This window comes from Streptococcus ilei, from assembly GCF_000479335.1.
Taxonomy (GTDB): Bacteria; Bacillota; Bacilli; order Lactobacillales; family Streptococcaceae; genus Streptococcus; species Streptococcus ilei.
Genome location: NC_022584.1, coordinates 1,327,177 through 1,347,696 on the forward strand (window position 1 = coordinate 1,327,177; position 20,520 = coordinate 1,347,696).

Annotated in this window: 13 protein-coding genes; 2 read left to right on the top strand and 11 right to left on the bottom strand. The window is 43.2% G+C overall.

Features of this window, described 5'->3' with window-relative positions; all coding sequences use genetic code 11:
* Positions 1-287 precede the first annotated feature (287 nt).
* From pgfM1 to N596_RS09745, 11 genes are all read right to left on the bottom strand, one after another.
* Positions 288-3,212 (bottom strand): glycosyltransferase PgfM1, encoded by a 2,925-nt coding sequence (gene pgfM1 / locus N596_RS06255; protein WP_023027324.1) that lies wholly within the window; start codon positions 3,210-3,212, stop codon positions 288-290.
* A 20-nt stretch (positions 3,213-3,232) separates the two neighbouring features.
* Positions 3,233-4,192 carry a glycosyltransferase PgfS gene (pgfS, locus tag N596_RS06260; protein WP_023027325.1) on the bottom strand — a complete coding sequence of 320 codons (960 nt, stop codon included), beginning with the start codon at positions 4,190-4,192 and terminating at the stop codon, positions 3,233-3,235.
* Positions 4,193-4,265: 73 nt separating this feature from the next.
* The gene (locus N596_RS06265) at positions 4,266-5,795 is read right to left on the bottom strand and encodes an LPXTG cell wall anchor domain-containing protein (RefSeq protein ID WP_023027326.1); all 1,530 of its coding nucleotides are present in this window, start codon (positions 5,793-5,795) and stop codon (positions 4,266-4,268) included.
* A 394-nt stretch (positions 5,796-6,189) separates the two neighbouring features.
* Positions 6,190-8,205: a DUF2079 domain-containing protein gene (locus N596_RS06270; protein WP_023027327.1), complete on the bottom strand. Its 2,016-nt coding sequence runs from the start codon at positions 8,203-8,205 to the stop codon at positions 6,190-6,192.
* A gap of 175 nt (positions 8,206-8,380) precedes the next feature.
* Positions 8,381-8,878: a beta-class carbonic anhydrase gene (locus N596_RS06275; protein ID WP_023027328.1), complete on the bottom strand. Its 498-nt coding sequence runs from the start codon at positions 8,876-8,878 to the stop codon at positions 8,381-8,383.
* Positions 8,879-9,167: 289 nt separating this feature from the next.
* Entirely contained in the window at positions 9,168-9,863 is a 696-nt protein-coding gene (locus N596_RS06280; RefSeq protein WP_023027329.1) for a TIGR00266 family protein, read from the bottom strand.
* Between the two features lie 81 nt (positions 9,864-9,944).
* Entirely contained in the window at positions 9,945-11,306 is a 1,362-nt protein-coding gene (gene radA, locus N596_RS06285) for a DNA repair protein RadA (RefSeq protein ID WP_081698230.1), read from the bottom strand.
* Between the two features lie 13 nt (positions 11,307-11,319).
* Positions 11,320-11,886 carry a histidine phosphatase family protein gene (locus N596_RS06290; RefSeq protein WP_042361272.1) on the bottom strand — a complete coding sequence of 189 codons (567 nt, stop codon included), beginning with the start codon at positions 11,884-11,886 and terminating at the stop codon, positions 11,320-11,322.
* Positions 11,837-12,283, bottom strand: coding sequence for a dUTP diphosphatase (locus N596_RS06295; protein WP_042361437.1), 447 nt, complete (start codon positions 12,281-12,283; stop codon positions 11,837-11,839). The genes N596_RS06290 and N596_RS06295 overlap by 50 nt, the downstream gene beginning before the upstream one ends.
* Positions 12,284-12,520: 237 nt before the next feature.
* A complete protein-coding gene (locus N596_RS06300; RefSeq protein ID WP_023027333.1) occupies positions 12,521-13,210 on the bottom strand; it encodes a gamma-glutamyl-gamma-aminobutyrate hydrolase family protein in 690 nt (229 codons plus the stop codon).
* Positions 13,211-13,366: 156 nt separating this feature from the next.
* Complete coding sequence (locus N596_RS09745) at positions 13,367-18,247, bottom strand: Spy0128 family protein (protein WP_023027334.1); 4,881 nt, start codon at positions 18,245-18,247, stop codon at positions 13,367-13,369.
* 230 nt (positions 18,248-18,477) lie between these two features.
* Between N596_RS09745 and N596_RS06310 the strand changes: the two genes are divergently transcribed.
* Together N596_RS06310 and galU are read left to right on the top strand one after the other, a co-directional pair.
* Complete coding sequence (locus tag N596_RS06310) at positions 18,478-19,494, top strand: NAD(P)H-dependent glycerol-3-phosphate dehydrogenase (protein WP_023024598.1); 1,017 nt, start codon at positions 18,478-18,480, stop codon at positions 19,492-19,494.
* A gap of 61 nt (positions 19,495-19,555) precedes the next feature.
* The gene (gene galU / locus N596_RS06315) at positions 19,556-20,467 is read left to right on the top strand and encodes a UTP--glucose-1-phosphate uridylyltransferase GalU (RefSeq protein ID WP_023024600.1); all 912 of its coding nucleotides are present in this window, start codon (positions 19,556-19,558) and stop codon (positions 20,465-20,467) included.
* Positions 20,468-20,520: the final 53 nt, after the last annotated feature.

Consider the following 20,520-nt stretch of genomic DNA (forward strand, 5'->3'; position numbering starts at 1 on the left):
CATTTTTTTACTTTTTTTCCCATTTAGTCCATTTTTTTATTATTCATTTTTTTGACACATTTTCATCCTTTATATAGAAAAGAGAGTGGGACAGAAATCGGTAATTCGTTAGAATTCGATTTCGTCGTCCCACCTCCGCACAGTTGAGTAGGGCTGTAAAAGCTGATGAAATCAGCGTATTAGAGCCCACTCAACCACTGCGTCTTGCTCGACAATCCAAAGACAATTGAGAGGCTAGGACTTTTGTCCTAGCCTCTTTTAAGAAATCTATTCCTCACTGAGGAAACTTAAGCATGCTCCTCTTCCCATCTTTTTCTAATGACGACGAGACTCACAACTGAGACAATAGACAATAGGGCACCGATCAAGCTACCTCTGGTTTTGAAGACAAACTCGACCTTATGTTTCCCTTTGGTGATTGGGAAAGATAGAAAGCTATTCCAGGCTCTTTCGGTTGGGACGGATTGACCATCCACTTTCACCTGCCAGCCGGCACTGTATGGGATGGAGGTCATCATGACATCACTATCATCCGTAATGGTGACATCGCCCTCGATATGAGTATTACTGAACTTGGTCACCTTCAGACCCTGCTGCTTGCGCTTCTCAAGTACTTCTTGGATCTGATCCAGCTCTGCCCGATAGACACCCGCCTGACTCATGTCGATGGTATCCGCTCTAAAGCGGAACTCAATCACCGACTCTTGATTTTCGGCCATGTCCGTCAACTGCCATATTTGCCTTTGGGTAAAGGTCTTACTATTTGGTAGCCATTTATTGTTGACCAGGACAGAATAATCTTGCTTAGGAATCAAGGACGCCGGCACAAAGAAGTAATAGGTATTGTTGGAACGTGGAATGATCTTATAACGGATAATGCCTTCTTTAGAAGAATCTGCCCGTCGATAGATGGCCTCTCCTGTCTCCTTGTTGACCTTTTCTTCTATTAAATTCTCCGTTTCAATCCCAGTAAAGGCCAAGGGTTTGAAATACTCTACATAATCGCCTGTATTCTTTTGATGTCCTTCCATAGAGTTCAAGATAATGTTTTGATTGGCAAAAGCATTGTTGGCCCCAAACTGAATGTTCTTCACAAGGGAATTCGTCCCATAGGCCAAAGGGAAGGAATGAGGGTTTTTATAGACGACAAAGCGATTGTCTTCATAGACCGTCTCTGTGTAGTAACGCCCCATGTCAAAGCGGTTGGTAAAGCGATAGAAATACATCTTTTCCGGATGAGCTTCCATCTCTTTTGGATCGAACTCCTTGACATGCATGTAATAGCGAACACCGTACAAGGCATCCGTCAGGGGCGTCCCATTGGTATACTCTGTGGCTGCATTGACCCCCAAATCGCCCATGTAAGCAAAGTGATCCATAGTCGACCGTTCTAAGCTCGAGCTGAAGGTACTCAATCCTGGATAAGATACCAAGGATGGGACCGTTCGAGAATAGGCAAAGTCGGTCGCAATCCGGTAAAACTTCTCATCCGCATCAGCTTGGACTTTGTCCGTCACACGCTTGACCGATACAGCAGCGTCTGCAAATTTATGGACACTGTCATAACCTAAGGTCACCTGAGAGAGATAGGCATTGTAGCCAAGCTCAAAGACGGTCAAGACGGATAAGATCATGACTGACAAGCGGGACCATTTTTGGTTCAAGAGCAGAAGGACAAGCAAGTACATCAGAACAGTGATTCCAACTTGGGACAACAAATAGCCTGCTTTTAAAAGGATGAGGGCAAGGACAAGGAAGCCGGCCGTCCAGCCAATTCGAACAAGCTTTTCTTTCTGGCTCTTCTTGGACTTGTCCCAATAGCTGTAAAAGCCATAGGAGGCAACGACCAGGAACCCCAACAAATGAAGGGTGGTAAATCGGGTGATGTAACGGGAGACACCAGACGGTTGAAGCTTGGCAATGAAGCTATAGTTCTGCGAATAGACGTAGACAACTGCCAAGGCTAATACCAGACCAATCACTAGGTTGGCGATGCGTGAAAGCACAATTTTTTCTTTCATCGCTTGGTAGGCCAGAATGAGCATAAAGAAAGAGAATAGCCAAGAGAAGCGGAAAAAGAAACCAGCTGGATTTTGTCCCATATGCCAAATCTTGCTGACAAATTCATTGACAAAGGAAATAAAGAAGACGAAGGTGACCAGACCGGCAGCCCATTTCTTGACTGTGACAACTTTTTTCGACAAGAAATAGGATACAAAGCCTAGTAACCCCAAGGCTCCGATATAGATATTGGGGAGGTTTGGCCCCGCGGACCAGCCTGAGGTGTTATCAAAGCCACCCACAACTAGCTTGGCAAAAATATCCAAGGGATTTATTTGAAAGGCCAATGAGAAGGTCATCCCTCCTCCGACCTGACCCTTACTTTCGATAAGGTTGAAGAAGACCGGCAAGAGGATGACTGAGGCTAGTGCAATCCCGATAATCGAATAGATCACTGCCTGCAAGAGGGGGAGAGTCACGTTTCTTATTTTCTTCTTCCAATCTCCTTCGACCATCAGTCTTGGTGATACATAGTAGCAAGCATACAAGGCGATGAAAATGGAAATCATATAGCCCATATAAAATTGAAGCAAGACCGTCAAGCCTAAGGCAAAGGCATAGCGATAGGGAGCGCCTCCATCCAATAATTCTTCTAGGTAGACAATGACGATGGGAAGCATGATCATGGCATCGTAGAAAATGACATTCATCTGATAGGACACTAGCATCCCAGACAGGGCATAAGCCGTCGCAAAGAGGGGCACCAGCCACTTCCTAGACTCCAAGCCCTTATACCGCTTGACCAAGAGGAAGGCAAAGGCCATCCCAATAGCCCCATAACGGAGCCAAATGGTCAAGAAGACCGCAAACCCAAAGTACTTGAGGGGCGTCAAAATATAGATGATATTAAAAGGACTCATCAAATAGTAGCCGAGCACCCCTATCATATCTCCCCCCAGAGACTTGGTAAAGGAATAGCTCAAACTAGATAAATCTCCGGAGAGCACGGCATGTTTCAACAAGCCAAAGAAGCTGATGTATTGTTGACCAAAATCAACAGCCATCAAGCTTTTGTCTCCAAATGGAAAAGTCCCCATAAAAGCCCAAACGACCAGCATGATAGCCATTGGGAGCATGGCACTAAAAGCATACAGCAAGCCCTTGGGATTTCTCTTCCAAAGCTCTTGCCAAGGCTTGGTCCAAACAAACATTCTTCTATCTCCTATCTTCCTTATCCGATACTATCTTCTTTCGCCTTCTCAATATTGGTGTCTTCAATAATGAAGTGAGGGCGACGCTTCACTTCGTAATAAATCTTCCCGATATATTCTCCAAGAATTCCGATAAAGATCAGCTGCACTCCACTAAAGAGAATGATGGCCGCAATGGTGGTGAAATACCCACTCACATAATTCCCCGGAGCAAAGATATACTTCATCAACTCAAAAGCCAAGTAAAGAATAGCCAAGCCCAGACAGATAAAGCCAAACTGGATACAAACCCGAAGGGGACGGTCATTAAAAGAAATAATCCCTTGTATGGCATAGTTCATGGATTTCTTAAAGCCAAACTTACTCTTTCCAGCCTTGCGAAGTTCATTTTTATAAGGGATGACTTTCTCCTTGAAACCAATCCATTCATACAAACCTTTATTAAATCGATTGTATTCTGGCATGGAAACAAAAGCGTTGATAGCTTTGCGACTGAGAAGTCTGAGCTCAGATTTCCCATCCGTCAAATGGACATCCATCGAGCGGTTGGATAGGAAGTAAAAGAGACGAGCAAAACTGCTCCCCACAAAGGACTCACCATCACGAGTCCGCTGGCCACTGACGATATCGTAGCCTTCCTTGTAAGCCTCTAGAAAGAGAGGTATGAGATAGGGCGGATGTTGCAAATCACCATCCATGACCATGACCGCATCTCCCGTCGCATACTTAAAACCAGCCAAGATGCCGCTCTCCCGGCCAAAGTTTCGACTAAAGCGAATATATTTGACCCGATTATTGTCTCTGGCAATTCCTGCAATCAGCTCAAAGGTCCTGTCATTGCTCCCATCATCAATATAAAGGATTTCATAATCCGAAAGATCTTTCCCAAGCATGTCTTCCAACTGGGCCGAAATAGCTGCATGCGTCTGAGCTAGTACTAATTCCTCATTGAGTAGTGTAATGAGTATTGATAATTTCATCCTTTTTCTCCATCTATCGTTCTCCCAAAAAAGAGAGAGCTTTCGCTCTCTCCATCATACGGAAACTCTTTGTTTATTTATTAGAAATTTTACGTTTTAACACGATCGCACCGATGAGGACAATGACTCCTGAAATTACAAGACCAGTTGCCACGACTTCACCTGTACTTGGAAGAAGTTTCTTACGACCTCCACCCGTACCGCCGCCTGGCGCTGGCTCAGTCGTGTCACCAGTAGTTGACCCACCTGGAGTCGTTGTAGTGGTTGTTGGTCGTCTTTCACCAGTCGTAGTGGTTGGTTCCTCAGTTGTCGTGGTTGACGTAGTGGTTGGTCCCTCAGTTGTCGTTGTGGTTGAGGTGGTTGTTGAATCCTCTGTTGTCGTTGTGGTCGACGTTGTTGAAGGCTCCTCGGTTGTCGTGGTTGACGTTGTTGAAGGCTCCTCAGTCATCGTGGTTGACGTGGTCGTTGGTGCCACAGTTGTCGTGGTCGACGTAGTTGAAGGCTCCTCAGTTGTCGTAGTTGACGTTGTTGAAGGCTCCTCGGTTGTTGTCGTTGTAGTGGTTGTGCTTGTTGTGGTAGTTGTCGTTGTAGTGGTTGTTCGATCCCCACTACCGCTACCTGAAGCAGTTTCCAAACGTGTCAAGGCGTTGACTGAGCGAGACTTTTCAAAGTTGCTAGCTGACCATTCTAGGACATTAGCTACTTTGCTTCCTTCAGGAAGCTCTGACTTCAACTCTGTTGTGTACTCAATGTACATAGCCCAGTTCCAGTTATCCCCAAAATTAATCGTGAATCCTGTGATGCCACCATCAGCATTTCGTGTAAATTCAGCTTTATTGCTAAAGTTATCAATTGGATCCAATTTAAGAAGAGCCGCCTCATTCGGAATCTTCTCTGGTTGAGTCGCATAACGAACTGCACGGAAGGAACTTTCTACCAAGACTTGTCCGCTGTCGCTGAAGTCATCCTTGATGACCATGTTGTTCAACTTGTCTTGAACCGCATTCAAGACAATACGCCATTTTATCCGCTTAGGATTTTCTGGATCTTGGTAACCATACTTCATTTCATAGTCACCAGCTTCACCATCGTCCTTGTTGTAGTTCAATGTGAAGTCAGTGCTACCAAATGTAAAGTAGTAAGTTCCCGTCTTTGGCAAGTTCGCTGCATTTGGACGAACATTGTACCTCAAGGTCATTACCTTATCTTTGTAATTCTCAGAGAAATAGTTTGTAAAAGTAATGGTCACCTTTTGCGTACTTGGATCGGTCACTGCATTGGCAATTACTTCACCATTTTCGTGTACAATTGGAAACTCTAGCTTGGTCACCAGGCCTAGTTCTTTTGGAAGATCTAGAACCAATGTGTCACCAGCATTGATCTGCTGTGAGTCAGGGAAACTAATCTCGTTTGTCGCCTCCATCGTTTGACCAGTAGTGATCTTCGTGTCGGCAGTTAACGGTTGGTTATCAACCTTAATTTCAGTTTTTATCGTATAACTGGTTACTTCAGTCGCAAAGACTGTCGTAAAAACTGTCAAGGATAAAACTAAAAGACTCATAAATGCTAAAACTCGCTTCACGCGTGCTTTTGTGGTCTGCATATTATGCTCCTTTATAAATTATTTGATTATTATTGTAACATATCTGTTTATAAATGCAAGATTTTTTAATTATTTTTCACTAATTGTTCAGTTTTTTGTCAATCCGATTTTACAGGAGAGTCAAAGCCTCTCAAACACCGAAACAAAGCCCATCGACAGCCTTTCAATTCACAACGAAAACCATCTTGATCTTCATCTTTTTCATTAAATTTTCACAAGCTTTTCCTAGTTTTTTCAGATGTTGCTTTCATCGCTCCGAGAATAAAAGTAAGCAACCTATATAAAAAGGCAGTAGCTACTATGTACTACTGCCTCTATAATTGTTCATTATGAAAAAATATCGCACAGCATATGTTTATTGCTTCTGATCAAATAGACAAGGTAGCCACCTTTTTTACTTCGCCTTCTCTAAAATATAAACATGAGCGGACGAATACTGACTCTCCCGGTATCCTAAAGCTTCATAACTCGCTAATAATTGATTGTATTCTTCGTTTTGATCCTTTTGAGATTGAGGGATCACAATATAATCAATTGTTGGATCCGCCTTCTTATCATTGTGATAGAAAATATCATAGAGTTTTTTATGACCTCTAAGTGATGGTGTATAGGCTCCCTCAGCTAAGACTGAAGCATCCTTTGGCAAACTTCCTAAAGTCTTTTGGATTTCATCAAACATGTCTTTATTTTGACGGTAATAGCCGATATTAAAGGACCAATTATTAGTAAAGTGGTGTAGAAGACTACCAGAAAAAATAATTCCTACTATCACGATAGCTACCGCTATTTTTTCCTGTAGGATGTTAGTTTCCTTAAGATCCTCTAATGCTAGAAGCGTCATGATGAAAACTAAAGCACCACTTCCATAGCTATATTGGAAACCAATATCATACTGATAGGGCCAATTAGGCAGTAGGTTAATCACTATCAGTGGAAGCACAAGAAAATAAGTCGACCAACGCCGTTGGAGTAGTCCTAAGAAACATAACGGAGCAAACATTAAGAATAAATACCCTAATCTTTTGGCAGTCAGTAGCGTACTAATGACATAGCCTGGATGGAAGAATAGATTCTTAATCACCATTAACATCCCGCTTTCCCCATTGAGCAAGAATCCGTCATACCGTGAAACCATTCCTCCCTCACCATAGGCACTCAAAAGGTACATGGCAAAAACGAAATAGACTATTGGCAAGACAATCTCTGTAAAGAAAAGCCATCTTTTTGTCTGTTTGGATAAATCAAATCGTTTTTGAAAAAGGAAGAACAAACCCATACTAAGTACATAGATAAAGGCATCTTCTTTCACGAACAATAGTAACATGGTCGCTAGTAGAATCTTCCATTTTTGTTCCGAAATAATAAAATAGAATACCCAAAACACTAATGGGACTAAAAAGCAATTTTCATGCAGATGAAATCCCCCTGCCGTTGTCATCACTGGCAACAACACAAACCATAAGACGGCCAAGGTATTTGTGAGATTAGAAAACTTTAATTTACGAAGGATTAATCTCAATGGGATAATCCCCGAAAAGACTACGAGCAACTGTAAAACTTCTAAAGTCTCTACATATGGGAAGAGCTTATAGAATGGCAACATTACATAAAAGATCGGTGAAATATGGACAGAAAAATGAGAGAGTACTCTATCTCTTTCCAAGGTCGTTATCGGAGTCAAATCGTGATTCATCCGTTCAAACATTTGAGAAAAGATCCCAATATCAAACGATGACAACTCATTCGTCTTCACTTTGTAAACCACTACAACAGAAAGATAAAGGACGTAAACTAGAACTAGCGAAAACACGATTATTTGAACTATTTTTTTATGTCGCTCTAAATAGTTAAAGATTGGAAATTTGAGATAGAGGATCATAAACACAATTGAGATAATGGAGGCAATAACAACTGGCCAGATGATTGAAAGAAATCGGGTACTGGAAAGATCAACAGCATGGAAGCCAAGTACTTGATCTTGAAAATTCGAGCTTCCCAAGGTTAGTAAACGCGGTATGGCTAGCAAGATGACCGATAAATACAAATAGGAAGACTTTTCTTCATTAAACATCCCTCCTATAAACAAAATCAGAGCTAAAAGAATTAAACCCAACGATAAAAAGAAGGACATACTCTTATAAATAGCTACGAGGAGAGTCACACAAGAAAGAATCATCGTGATACTACCTATATCTGAGTTCGTCAACTTGTCATGTAAACAAATTAAGGCACCTCCCACAATAAAAAAGATTCCCATTTTTAATACGGACAAGGGGGCGAGTGTCAAAAACAGATCCTGTGAGGTCGCACTCAACAAGTCTACCAATAACATTGTCAAATAGGCACTGATACCGCACATGATAGCATAATCCGTTTTCGAAAACAAATCGCTAAAAACTTTTTTCATCATAAAATTCCTCCAAATGATATTTTATCATAATTTTATACTTCAAACCTAGTTTGGACTAATATTTTTGTAACCTCTCTAACCATTTGATGCCTTATGTTTTCAACCCCTATCAATTTTCAGTTTCGTATTTGCATACAAAAACCGTTAGCCAAAAAGCTAACGGTATAAGTTTAAGTCAATCTATCACCTCAGTGATCAATCCTGTATCGACATCATAGACAGCTCCTGAGATAATGACGTCGTCTGGAATCAGTGGCGATGCTTTTAAGAGAGCAACATCCTCCCGGACGCTCTCGTAGATATCTTGAAAGGGTAGGAAGTCTTGGTCTCCAACATCAACTCCCAGTTCCTTCTTCAGATGCTGACGGAAGCCTTCATTCTCAAAGGTTTGTGCTCCACAGTCTGTGTGGTGCAAGACCACGATTTCTCGAGTCCCCATCTGTTGCTGTGAGATGACCAAGGAACGAATCATGTCCTCTGTCACGCGCCCACCTGCATTCCGCAAAATATGGGCATCTCCCAAAGCAAGCCCCAGTGCTGGTGCCACGTGAAGACGAGAGTCCATACAGGTCACAATGGCCACTTGCGTTTTCGGTTTGATCGGAAGATGGAGGTCTCCGTGCAATTCAACATAGGCTTGATTGGCTTTTAAAAAATTCTCAAAATAGGACATTAGGAACTTCCTTTCTGGTTGGTAAAATAGTTTGAACACCAAATTATTTACACTCTATCTTACCATCTTTTTCCCAGATTGTCAGTTGTCAGCCTACATGAAAAAGAGAGTGGGACAGAAATCGGTAATTCGTTAGAATTCGATTTCGTCGTCCCACCTCCGCACAGTTGAGTAGGGCTGTAAAAGCTGATGAAATCAGCGTAGTAGAGCCCACTCAACCACTGCGTCTTGCTCGATAATCCAAATACAATTGAGAGGCTAGGACTTTTGTCCCAGCCTCTTTTATGCATTATGATCGTCTTGGTAAATAACGATTCAGCAAGCCAGCAAAGGTCTGAAGGTTGAGACTTTGAACATAGACCTCACCAGTCCCTCTAAAGGTATTGACAACACCTTCACCCGTTCCGATGGATTGCCAGAAACCATTTTCCAAATGGATATTGTAATCCAAAGACTGGCTCCAAGCAACGACATGGGCATTATCGATGGTGATTTCTTGATTGTTTAGCTCAATTTTTTTAATTGAGCCGTAGGCATTCACCAAGAGGGTCCCTTGACCTTGGGTCGTCATGACGAAGAATCCACCCTGACCACCAAAGAGAGCCTTACCAATCGATTGGGTTTCCATTGTATAGAAAGCTGAACCATCCAGTGCAAGGAAGGCACCATCGTTCAATCGATACTGCTTTTCGCCCAAGTAGAGTGGCACCACCTGACCTGGTGAGTCGGGTGCTAATGCTAGGTAAGCATTATTAGACTGGGCAAATACCTGAGTGATAAAGGTACTTTCACCCGAAACCATTGACCGTCCAACTGCTTTCACAAAGCGTCCCACACCAGAGCCACTCGCATTTAATTTGGTGTTGAGGGTCACATTAGGCGTATGGTAGACCATACTCCCCCGTTGAATATAGACAGTTTCACCTTGATTGAGAGACAGCTCGACCAAAGGGAACTGCACATTGTTATCTGTAAAAAATTGCAAAATAAGTACCCCCTATGTTTAGTAAGTATAGAAAAAGTATAGCACAGGAAAAACCTTTTTGCAAACGATTCCAAGATCTAGTTAAGAAAAGACTTTTTTCAAAACTTCCCCTACCGTGGAGACTGCTATTACTTGAATACCGTCTGGGATCGCGATCCCTTGGAGAGAATTTTTAGGTGCATAAATCTTAGTGAAACCAAGTTTCGCCGCTTCATTGATCCGTTGCTCGATCCGAGTCACTCGGCGAATCTCGCCAGTCAAGCCAATCTCACCGATAAAGGCCTCTTGCGGATTGGTTGGAAGCTCCTTGTAGCTGGAAGCAATAGCCACCGCTACAGATAGGTCAATGGCTGGTTCGTCCAGTTTGACACCACCGGCCGACTTGAGATAGGCATCCTGATTTTGAAGAAGGAGCCCGCAACGTTTCTCTAACACAGCCATAATGAGGCTGACCCGATTAAAGTCAAGACCCGTTGTCGTCCGCTTGGCATTTCCAAATACAGTCGGTGTCACCAAGGCCTGAACTTCCGCCAAGATTGGTCTGCTTCCTTCCATGGTGACGACAATGGCAGAGCCAGTCGCCCCATCCAGGCGTTCTTCTAGAAAGACCTGACTGGGATTGAGGACCTCAACCAGGCCGCCTGACTGCATCTCGAAAATCCCAATCTCATTGGTGGAGCCAAAGCGGTTCTTGACCGCTCTCAGGATCCGGAAGGTGTGGTGGCGTTCACCCTCAAAGTAGAGCACCGTATCCACCATGTGTTCCAACATCCGAGGTCCTGCCAAGGTCCCTTCCTTGGTCACATGCCCTACGATAAAGATGGCAATGTTATTAGTCTTAGCCAGCTGCATGAGTTCAGCTGTCACCTCACGCACCTGAGAAACAGACCCCTGCACCCCTGAGATCTCAGGAGACATAATGGTCTGAATAGAGTCAATGATGAGGAAGTTAGGCTGGATGCGCTCCACTTCTGCTCGCACGCTTTGCATATTGGTCTCGGCATAAAGATAAAACTCACTGTCGATATCTCCCAAGCGCTCTGCTCGCAGTTTAATCTGCTGGGCTGATTCCTCTCCGCTGACATAGAGTACCGTTCCCACTTGAGACAACTGGGTCGACACTTGGAGGAGCAGGGTTGATTTCCCGATCCCTGGATCCCCACCGATGAGGACTAGACTTCCTGGCACCACTCCTCCTCCAAGCACACGGTTGAATTCCTCCATCTCCGTCTTGGTCCGGTGAACATTGATAGAGGTCACGTCCGCCAATTTCATGGGTTTGGTCTTTTCACCCGTCAAGGATACCCGTGCATTCTTGACCTCTGCAACCTCGACCTCCTCAACAAAAGAAGACCAGGCCCCACAGTTAGGACAGCGCCCTAGGTATTTGGGTGAATTATAAGCACAATTTTGACACACAAATGTCGTTTTTTTCTTTGCGATGATAAACCTCTTTCTAAATCTCTATCTCACACTCAATCACTTGGCAAAAATCAATGGTTTCATTCGGTACAAATTGACGCATGAGCATGCGATGGGTAACCACTACAATCTTCTGATAGTCTCGGTACTTGGCCAACGATTCAATAAAGCGAACTCTCATATCCTCAGCGGTTTCATATTGTATCGGGCTATCCGGAAGGAGCTTCCCATTATTTTCTAGAAACAGAGTCCGAGCTGTTTCAAAATTCTTTCTTCCACTTTCGTAGACCTGCCATTCGTGCAATAAGGGTTCCACTTTCAAAGGTAGGCCCGTAGCACAAGCCAGATAAGAAGCCGTTTCTAAAGCTCGCGTTACTGCTGAAGCTACTAGCAGATCAGCTGATTGGAACAAAGGATTTTGACAAAGTTCCTGAGCTTGTTGTCTTCCTTTCTCAGATAAGGGTGCCAAATCCATTCCGAATCCAGTATAGAAGCGTTCCTCTAACTCGCGATAATCTGGCTCCCCGTGACGCACAAAGATAATCTTCATCTTAGTGCCCTGTCGACCCAAATCCACCAGTACGAACTCCGTCTGCCTCATCTCCATCTGCGATTAAAAATGGTGCAAAGACAGCCTGAACCACACGTTCGCCGACTTCAAGAACCACTTCCTGGTCGGTAATGTTTTTCATCTGAGCAAAGATATGGCCTTCATTTCCAGGGTTTCCATAGTAATCACCATCAATGACACCAACAGAGTTAATCAAGACTAGACCTTTTTTGCGAGGATTAGAGGAACGGTCATAGAGGTAGAGAACCTCTGTCGGTTGCATATAAGCCTTGACTCCTGTTGGCACAAGGACGATCTCTCCTGGCGCAATCACCGTGCGTTCTGCTACCTTTAAGTCGTATCCAGCCGCATGGGCTGTCTCCCGTTTTGGAAGCAAGTCTTGATTGGTATAGGTTGATACAAGTTCAAATCCACGAATTTTTGTCATCATGATTCCTCTTTCATTCTAAATAGTTTCTATCTCTTCTATTATACCATCACTTTGGCCTAGCGTCTCCCCTATACTACTATTCGTATTTTTCCTGACAAACACACAAAAGCCCCCTCAAAGGAGGAGACTTTTGCAGGAGATTATATGAAAAAAGTAAACTGTATCAAACAAAGCTAGGAGGTCTTTGTTGATGAGACTAGTTTACCTCTTTCTCCTTAAAAAATCCTAAAGAGTTTACAATTCTTGTAACAGATAGCGGAAGAGTTCGAGATTGCCTTTTTCTTCTTTGACTAGGAACTCTGGATGCCATTGCAAGCCGATGATGCGATGACCGTCCACTGCTTCGATGGCTTCAATGGTCTGATCTCGTGGGTCAATGGCTGTCACTCGAAAGTTAGGTGCCAAGTCCTTGATGCTTTGGCGATGAACAGAATTGATCTGGCTGGCTTTCCCAAAGAGTCGCTCCACCACACTGCCTTTTTTGGTCTCAATTGAATGAGAAGTCCCAAAAGGGAGGCCCTGCCAGTGCCCTTCTACTTCTTGATGGAGAGTCCCACCAAAGGCAACATTGACCAACTGAACGCCACGACAGATAGCTAGGACGGGCTTGTTTTGACGGACCGCTTCTTTTAGCAAGGCCAATTCAAACTGATCGCGCTCGAGATTGTAGTCATCACTTTCGACGGTGATCTCTTCGCCATAAAAGCTAGGATGGACATTTTGCCCTCCACTGAGGATGAGCTTGTCCACTGTTTCGATATAATCCTTGGCAAAAGATGGGTCTCCCACTGGGATGACCATAGGAAGGCCACCTACTTGCTTAATGGTTTCCGCAAATTTACAAGATACAGACGAATGGATATTTTTCCCATCTGGATCCACTGCACATAGATTGGCAGAGACTCCAACAATCGTTCTACACATGGCCTTCCCTCCTTTGATATTTCTATTCCCTATTTTATCATCCCACCCTTAGAGCGTCTAATATGTATTTTTTAAGGACCTGATAAATATTTTTTATCACCCAAATCAAAAAAACAGGCTTGTCTAGCAAGGCTAGAACAAAACCTGTTTTAGAGATTAATTCTCACGTTTTTTGTAAACCAAGGCACTTCCAGCAACCGCCAATGCGAGTCCTGTAGCCACTAGTCCCTCGCTCACTGTTTCACCTGTAGAAGGAAGAGTATGTTCCTTCTCTTCTTTTGGTTGACTTCCAGAAGGCTTATCACCTTTTGGTTTATCTGTTGATGGGGTAGTTGGTGGAGTAGTTGGTGGAGTCGGAGGTGTCGGAGGAGTTAGTTCATTAACTACATTTCCTTTATCTACAACCAAGTCTGTAGCTTGTACATAGTCTTCCGCTGTGACAGTGATTGGATTCGTTGATAGTTGGTAACCAGCTGGAGCAGTCAATTCTTTCACTACATAATCCTTAGCCTCAAAGCCTACAAAGCTTACAAGACCATTGGCATCAGATGTCGCTGTCGCTTGACCTTCGCCATATGGGTTGGCAACTGGAGTGCTACCATCCGCTTCAAAGAGTCCAAAGACAGCTCCCGCTAAAGCTCGACCTTCACCATTCACCTTGTGAAGCTGAATGGTATAAAGCTTCAATTCTGGTTTCTCAACTACCGGTGGAGTTGGTGGAATAGCAGTGAATGGTTTATTGACAACTTTACCTTGATCAAGTACTTGATTGGTTGAGGCAATCAATTGATTAGATGAAACAGTAATCGCTTCTTCAGAAAGTTGGTATCCTTCTGGAGCAGTGATTTCTTTCACTACATAATCCTTGGCTTCAAGCCCTGTAAAGGTAACGAGACCATTGGCATCTGATGTCGCTGTCGCTTGACCTTCACCATATGGATTAGCTACTGGTGTCACACCATCTGCTTCAAAGAGTCCAAAGACTGCTCCTGCCAAGGCTTTGCCTTCATTGTTAACTTTGTGCAATTGAATGCTGTAGAGAGTCAATTCTGGTTTCTCAACAACTGGCGGAGTTGGTGGGATTTCAGTAAACGGTTGGTTCACCACATTTCCTTTATCCACTACCAAATCTGACGCAGCGCTCAATTCTGTTGCAGAGACAGCTATTGAAGCTGTTGAAAGTTGGTAACCTTCTGGTGCTGTCAATTCTTTCACTACATAATCCTTAGCCTCAAAGCCTACAAAGCTTACAAGACCATTAGCATCGGATGTCGCTGTCGCTTGACCTTCGCCATATGGGTTGGCAACTGGAGTGCTACCATCCGCTTCAAAGAGTCCAAAGACAGCTCCCGCTAAAGCTCGACCTTCACCATTGACCTTGTGAAGCTGAATCGTATAAAGCTTAGCTTCTGGTTTTTCAACGACTGGTGGAGTTGGTGGGATTTCACTTGTGACAAAGGTATTGGTGAAGGATGTCTTCGCACCATATGCCACTGTAGCCTTGATCGTATTGCTTGCGTCATCTTTCGTAACTGTTACTGTCACTTCGATGCTCGCTTGATCGTAGGTCATTCCTTTTTCTTGAGATTGTGGGATTACTTCCTTAATTGTGTAGTGGAAAGTTTTCCCTGCATCTTCTTGTGAATAAGAAATTTCGTCAAATGCTACAGAACCATCTGCTGCATTTTGTTTTGTTTGAAGAACTTCTCCAGCTTCATCCAACAAGTTAAAGCTGAATTCGCCATCTTTTAGGTCACGACCTTCTAAAATCTTGCTAGCTGAAATCTGAGCTTTTGCTGGACTTGGAGCTGAGTAAGTATTTGCAAAGACCTTGTTTTCTGGATAGACAACTGTTGCTTTTAGGTTGTCTCCATCTTTTGTTACCTGAACGGTTACTTGTTTTTCTGCTGTATCGTATGTGATACCTGGTACGTTCCCCTTCACTTCCTTCACAGTGTAAGTGTGTTCACCTTCTGCTGTGTAAGAGATAGCATTAAAGGTTACTTTGCCAGATTTGTTAGTAACAGTTTGAAGTTTGTTAGTACCTTCGTACAATTCAAAACTAAACTCACCGTCTACCAAGTCACGACCTGTCAACTCTTTAGACAACTCAATTGTTGCAGTCGTTGCGTTTGGTGTGAAGGCGTTAGTAAATGTTTTGTTTTCTGGATAGACGACTTCTGCCTTCAAGGCATCTCCATCACGAGTAACTTTAACAGTCACTTGTTTTTCAGAAGCATCGTAAGCAATCGTAGCATTGTCCCCTTTGACCTCTTTCACAGTGTAAGTGTGTTCACCTTCTGCTGTGTAAGAGATAGCATCAAAGGTCACTTTGCCAGATTTGTTAGTAACAGTTTGAAGTTTGTTTGCACCTTCGTACAACTCAAAGCTAAACTCACCATCTACCAAATCACGACCTGTCAACTCTTTAGACAACTCAATTGTTGCAGTCGTTGCATTTGGTGTAAAGGCATTGGTAAATGTTTTGTTTTCTGGATAGACAACTTCTGCCTTCAAGGCACCTCCATCACGAGTGACTTTAACAGTCACTTGTTTTTCAGAGGCATCGTAAGTAATGGTAGCATTATTACCTTTGACTTCTTTTACAGTGTATGTATGTTCACCTTCTGCTGTGTAAGAGATTGATTCAAAGGTTACTTTGCCAGATTTGTTGGTGACAGTTTGAAGTTTGTTTGCACCTTCGTACAATTCAAAGCTAAACTCACCGTCTACCAAGTCACGACCTGTCGAACTCTTTGTCAACTCAATTGTTGCAGTCGTTGCGTTTGGTGTGAAGGCATTGGTAAATGTTTTGCTTTCTGGATAGACAACTTCTGCCTTCAAGGCACCTCCATCACGAGTGACTTTAACAGTCACTTGTTTTTCAGAGGCATCGTAAGTAATGGTAGCATTATTACCTTTGACTTCTTTTACAGTGTATGTATGTTCACCTTCTGCTGTGTAAGAGATTGATTCAAAGGTTACTTTGCCAGATTTGTTGGTAACAGTTTGAAGCTTGTTCGCACCTTCGTACAATTCAAAGCTAAACTCACCGTCTACCAAGTCACGACCTGTCAACTCTTTTGTCAACTCAATTGTTGCAGTCGTTGCGTTTGGTGTGAAGGCATTGGTAAATGTTTTGCTTTCTGGATAGACAACTTCTGCCTTCAAGGCATCTCCATCACGAGTGACTTTAACAGTCACTTGTTTTTCAGAGGCATCGTAAGTAATGGTAGCATTATTACCTTTGACTTCTTTTACAGTGTATGTATGTTCACCTTCTGCTGTGTAAGAGATTGATTCAAAGGTTACTTTGCCAGATTTGTTGGTAACAGTTTGAAGCTTGTTCGCACTTTCGTACAATTCAAAGCTAAACTCACCGTCTACCAAGTCACGACCTGTCAACTCTTTTGTCAACTCAATTGTTGCAGTCGTTGCGTTTGGTGTGAAGGCATTGGTAAATGTTTTGCTTTCTGGATAGACAACTTCTGCCTTCAAGGCATCTCCATCACGAGTGACTTTAACAGTCACTTGTTTTTCAGAAGCATCGTAAGCAATCGTAGCATTATCCCCTTTGACCTCTTTCACAGTATAAGTGTGTTCACCTTCTGCTGTGTAAGAAATAGATTCAAAGGTTACTTTGCCAGATTTGTTGGTAACAGTTTGAAGCTTGTTCGCACCTTCGTACAATTCAAAGCTAAACTCACCGTCTACCAAGTCACGACCTGTAAGGGCCTTATCTAATTCAATCACCGCACTGGTTGGTGTCGGTTCTTTGACAATTTTCTTATTTGTAACTGTTTTAAGGGCTGTTTTTGTTGTTCCAAAATCTTCTGATTTGACATCAATTGGAGTGGCATCCAATTCATATCCTTCTGGAGCTTTTGTTTCAACTAATTGGTAGGCTGTGTTCAACAAACCACCAATACTTGCTTCTCCTTTTGCATTGGTTGTCAACTTACCGACAACGGCACCTGTTGCAACACGGATCACATTAAATTCAGCACCTGCTAAAGCAGTGTTTTCATCCTGGCCATCAACTTTCTTGAGGTTAATGGAGAAGGTATAACCTTGGGCCTTCCCACCTTCAGTTTGATAAACGAAGGGATTGCTCTTTGTTTCAACAACTTTTTTTGCATTCAAGGTTACATTGTTGAAGAACTTTTCATCATTTGCAGGGGTATAAGGAATCTTCACCTTATAGACAATCGAGTAACCTTCGCCTTGAGCTACATTTCCCAAGCTGACTTTGAAACTCTTCTTATCTGCTCCAAACTCAACTGGCAAAGAGACAACTTGCCCATTTTTCAAATCTAATTTATGCGAACTGTTAACGGCCCAATTCCCTTTTTTAATCACAAAGGAATCTTCCACATAGCTCATTCCTTCTGTTTGCAATTGGTCAGTCACAACTGCTTCTGTTAACGGCTCTTTCGTTGCATTGACACGTACTTCATATTGACGTGTAATGCCGCCATCTGCTAAGTGTTTTGTGTCCCAGCTAACCTTGTCCAAGACCTTTTCAGCATTCCCTGGGTCAACTACAAAGTCAACTTCTCCTACAGGGACTGGATTGTTGTCCACATTCAAGGTGATGGGGACCTTGCTTGGAGATGCAGTTGCAGGCTCTACCCGAACTGCAAAGAACATGCTTCCTGAAATATTTGATTTACCTTTCACATAATCTTGATAGGTCAAGGTGATGGTTTTATTTGCAGCATTAATGACTGCTTCTGATACTAATTCACCATTAGGACTTCGTACCTCAAATTCTGCATCCTTGATAAATTTTAGATTCGGAGGGAGGGTAATAACCGCTTGATCTCCAGGTTTGACCCCGTTCGGAACATTGAAAGTTAAATCAACTTTAATGTCCGTGTACTGGTCCACGGGTGACTTAGTAGGTGTGATCGTTTTACTTGTAATTTGGATCTTTCCTGTTGCGCCATCTGCATGGGCCGACCGAATTTTGGACAAACCAAAGACACTAGCTAAAACTAATACTAAGGTCAGTATTATTTTTAAGCTCTTTTTCATCATAAACTCCTTTTTCTTTTTTGTTTCTCCTATATATCACTAGCTAGAGTAATATACGAAGGCAATATTACCATATTCAGAATATAAATGCAAGAATAATTTACTAAAATTACCAACATTTTTTCAGTTATCATATTATTTGCTTTTCCTATGAAATTCAGCTAGATTCCAAAGCTTTTTTCTCTATAGTATGGTAAAATAGAAATGAAATCTTCACAAAGGAGAATGCTATGGATAAACAAACCGTTGCGGTCATCGGTCCAGGTTCTTGGGGAACTGCCCTTTCTCAAGTCCTCCACGATAATGGCCATGAAGTACGGATCTGGGGAAATGTCCCAGAACAAATCGACGAAATCAATCAAGAACATACCAACAAACGCTACTTTAAGGATGTCCTTCTAGATCCAGGGATCAAAGCCTACCACGATCTGAATGAAGCCCTTTCTGGTGTGGATGCGGTCCTCTTTGTCGTTCCAACCAAGGTAACACGACTCGTTGCCAAGCAAGTAGCTGAACTCTTGGACCATCCTATCAAGGTCATGCACGCTTCCAAAGGATTAGAACCAAATAGTCACAAACGGATTTCTCAAATCTTAGAAGAGGAAATCCCTGCTTCTCTCCGTAGCGAGATTGTGGTCGTGTCTGGGCCAAGTCACGCTGAAGAAACCATCGTTCGCGATATCACTCTGATCACAGCGGCTTCTAAAGATTTAGAAACAGCTCGTTATGTTCAAGAACTCTTCAGCAACCACTACTTCCGCCTCTATACCAATACAGATGTGATTGGGGTAGAGACAGCCGGTGCCCTTAAAAACATCATCGCAGTCGGAGCTGGAGCCCTCCACGGACTTGGATTCGGAGACAACGCTAAGGCTGCCATCATCACGCGTGGACTAGCTGAAATTACCCGTCTAGGTGTCAAACTAGGCGCTAGCCCCTTAACCTATAGTGGACTATCCGGAGTTGGAGACCTGATCGTGACAGGGACTTCCATCCACTCTCGGAACTGGCGTGCTGGGGATGCCCTTGGTCGCGGTGAAAAACTGGAAGATATCGAAGCCAACATGGGCATGATCATCGAAGGGATTTCAACCACTAAGGCTGCCTACGAACTGGCTCAAGAGCTAGACGTCTACATGCCAATCACACAAGCCATCTACCAAGTAATTTATGAAGGGCAAGATATTCGTGAAGCCATCAACTTCATGATGAGCAACGAATTTAAAGAAGAAAATGAGTGGAACTAAGGAATTCTTCCTTCCCAATCAGATCAACAACCAATTATTCTTCAGTTAGAAAGGAATTATTATGACAAAAGTTAGAAAAGCAGTCATTCCTGCGGCTGGACTTGGAACTCGTTTCCTACCTGCTACTAAAGCCCTGGCCAAAGAAATGCTGCCAATCGTGGATAAGCCAACCATCCAATTCATCGTTGAGGAAGCCCTTAAGGCTGGCATCGAGGATATTCTCGTTGTCACTGGTAAATCAAAACGTTCGATCGAAGACCACTTTGACTCAAACTTCGAACTTGAGTACAACCTCAAGGAAAAAGGGAAAAATGATCTGTTGAAACTGGTCGATGAAACTACCGGGATGCGCCTCCACTTCATTCGTCAAAAACATCCGAACGGCCTTGGAGATGCTGTCCTTCAGGCGAAGGCCTTCGTTGGGAATGAGCCTTTCGTCGTGATGCTGGGTGATGACCTCATGGATATCACAGATGATACAGCGACTACGCTCACCAAGCAATTGATGAATGACTACGATGAGACACATGCTTCAACCATTGCTGTCATGAAAGTTCCCCATGAAGAGGTTTCTGCCTACGGAGTCATTGCTCCTCAAGGGGAAGGCATCAACGGACTCTATAGCGTTGAAACCTTTGTCGAAAAACCGGCACCTGAAGAGGCACCAAGTGACCTTGCCATTATCGGTCGTTATTTGCTAACTCCAGAAATCTTCCAAATCTTGGAAAACCAAAAACCAGGCGCTGGAAATGAAATCCAATTGACTGATGCCATTGATACCTTGAACAAGACCCAACGAGTATTTGCCCGCGAATTTAAGGGCAAACGCTACGATGTAGGGGACAAGTTTGGTTTCATGAAAACATCTATTGATTATGCCTTGAAACACCCACAGGTTAAAGATGATCTCAAACAATACATCATCAACCTTGGAAAACAATTAGAAGAAAGTGGGAAAGTGACTGAGAAGTAAAAAATCCTCACCCTGACTTTTCGATTATAAAGCAAAGAGACCGGACTAAACGT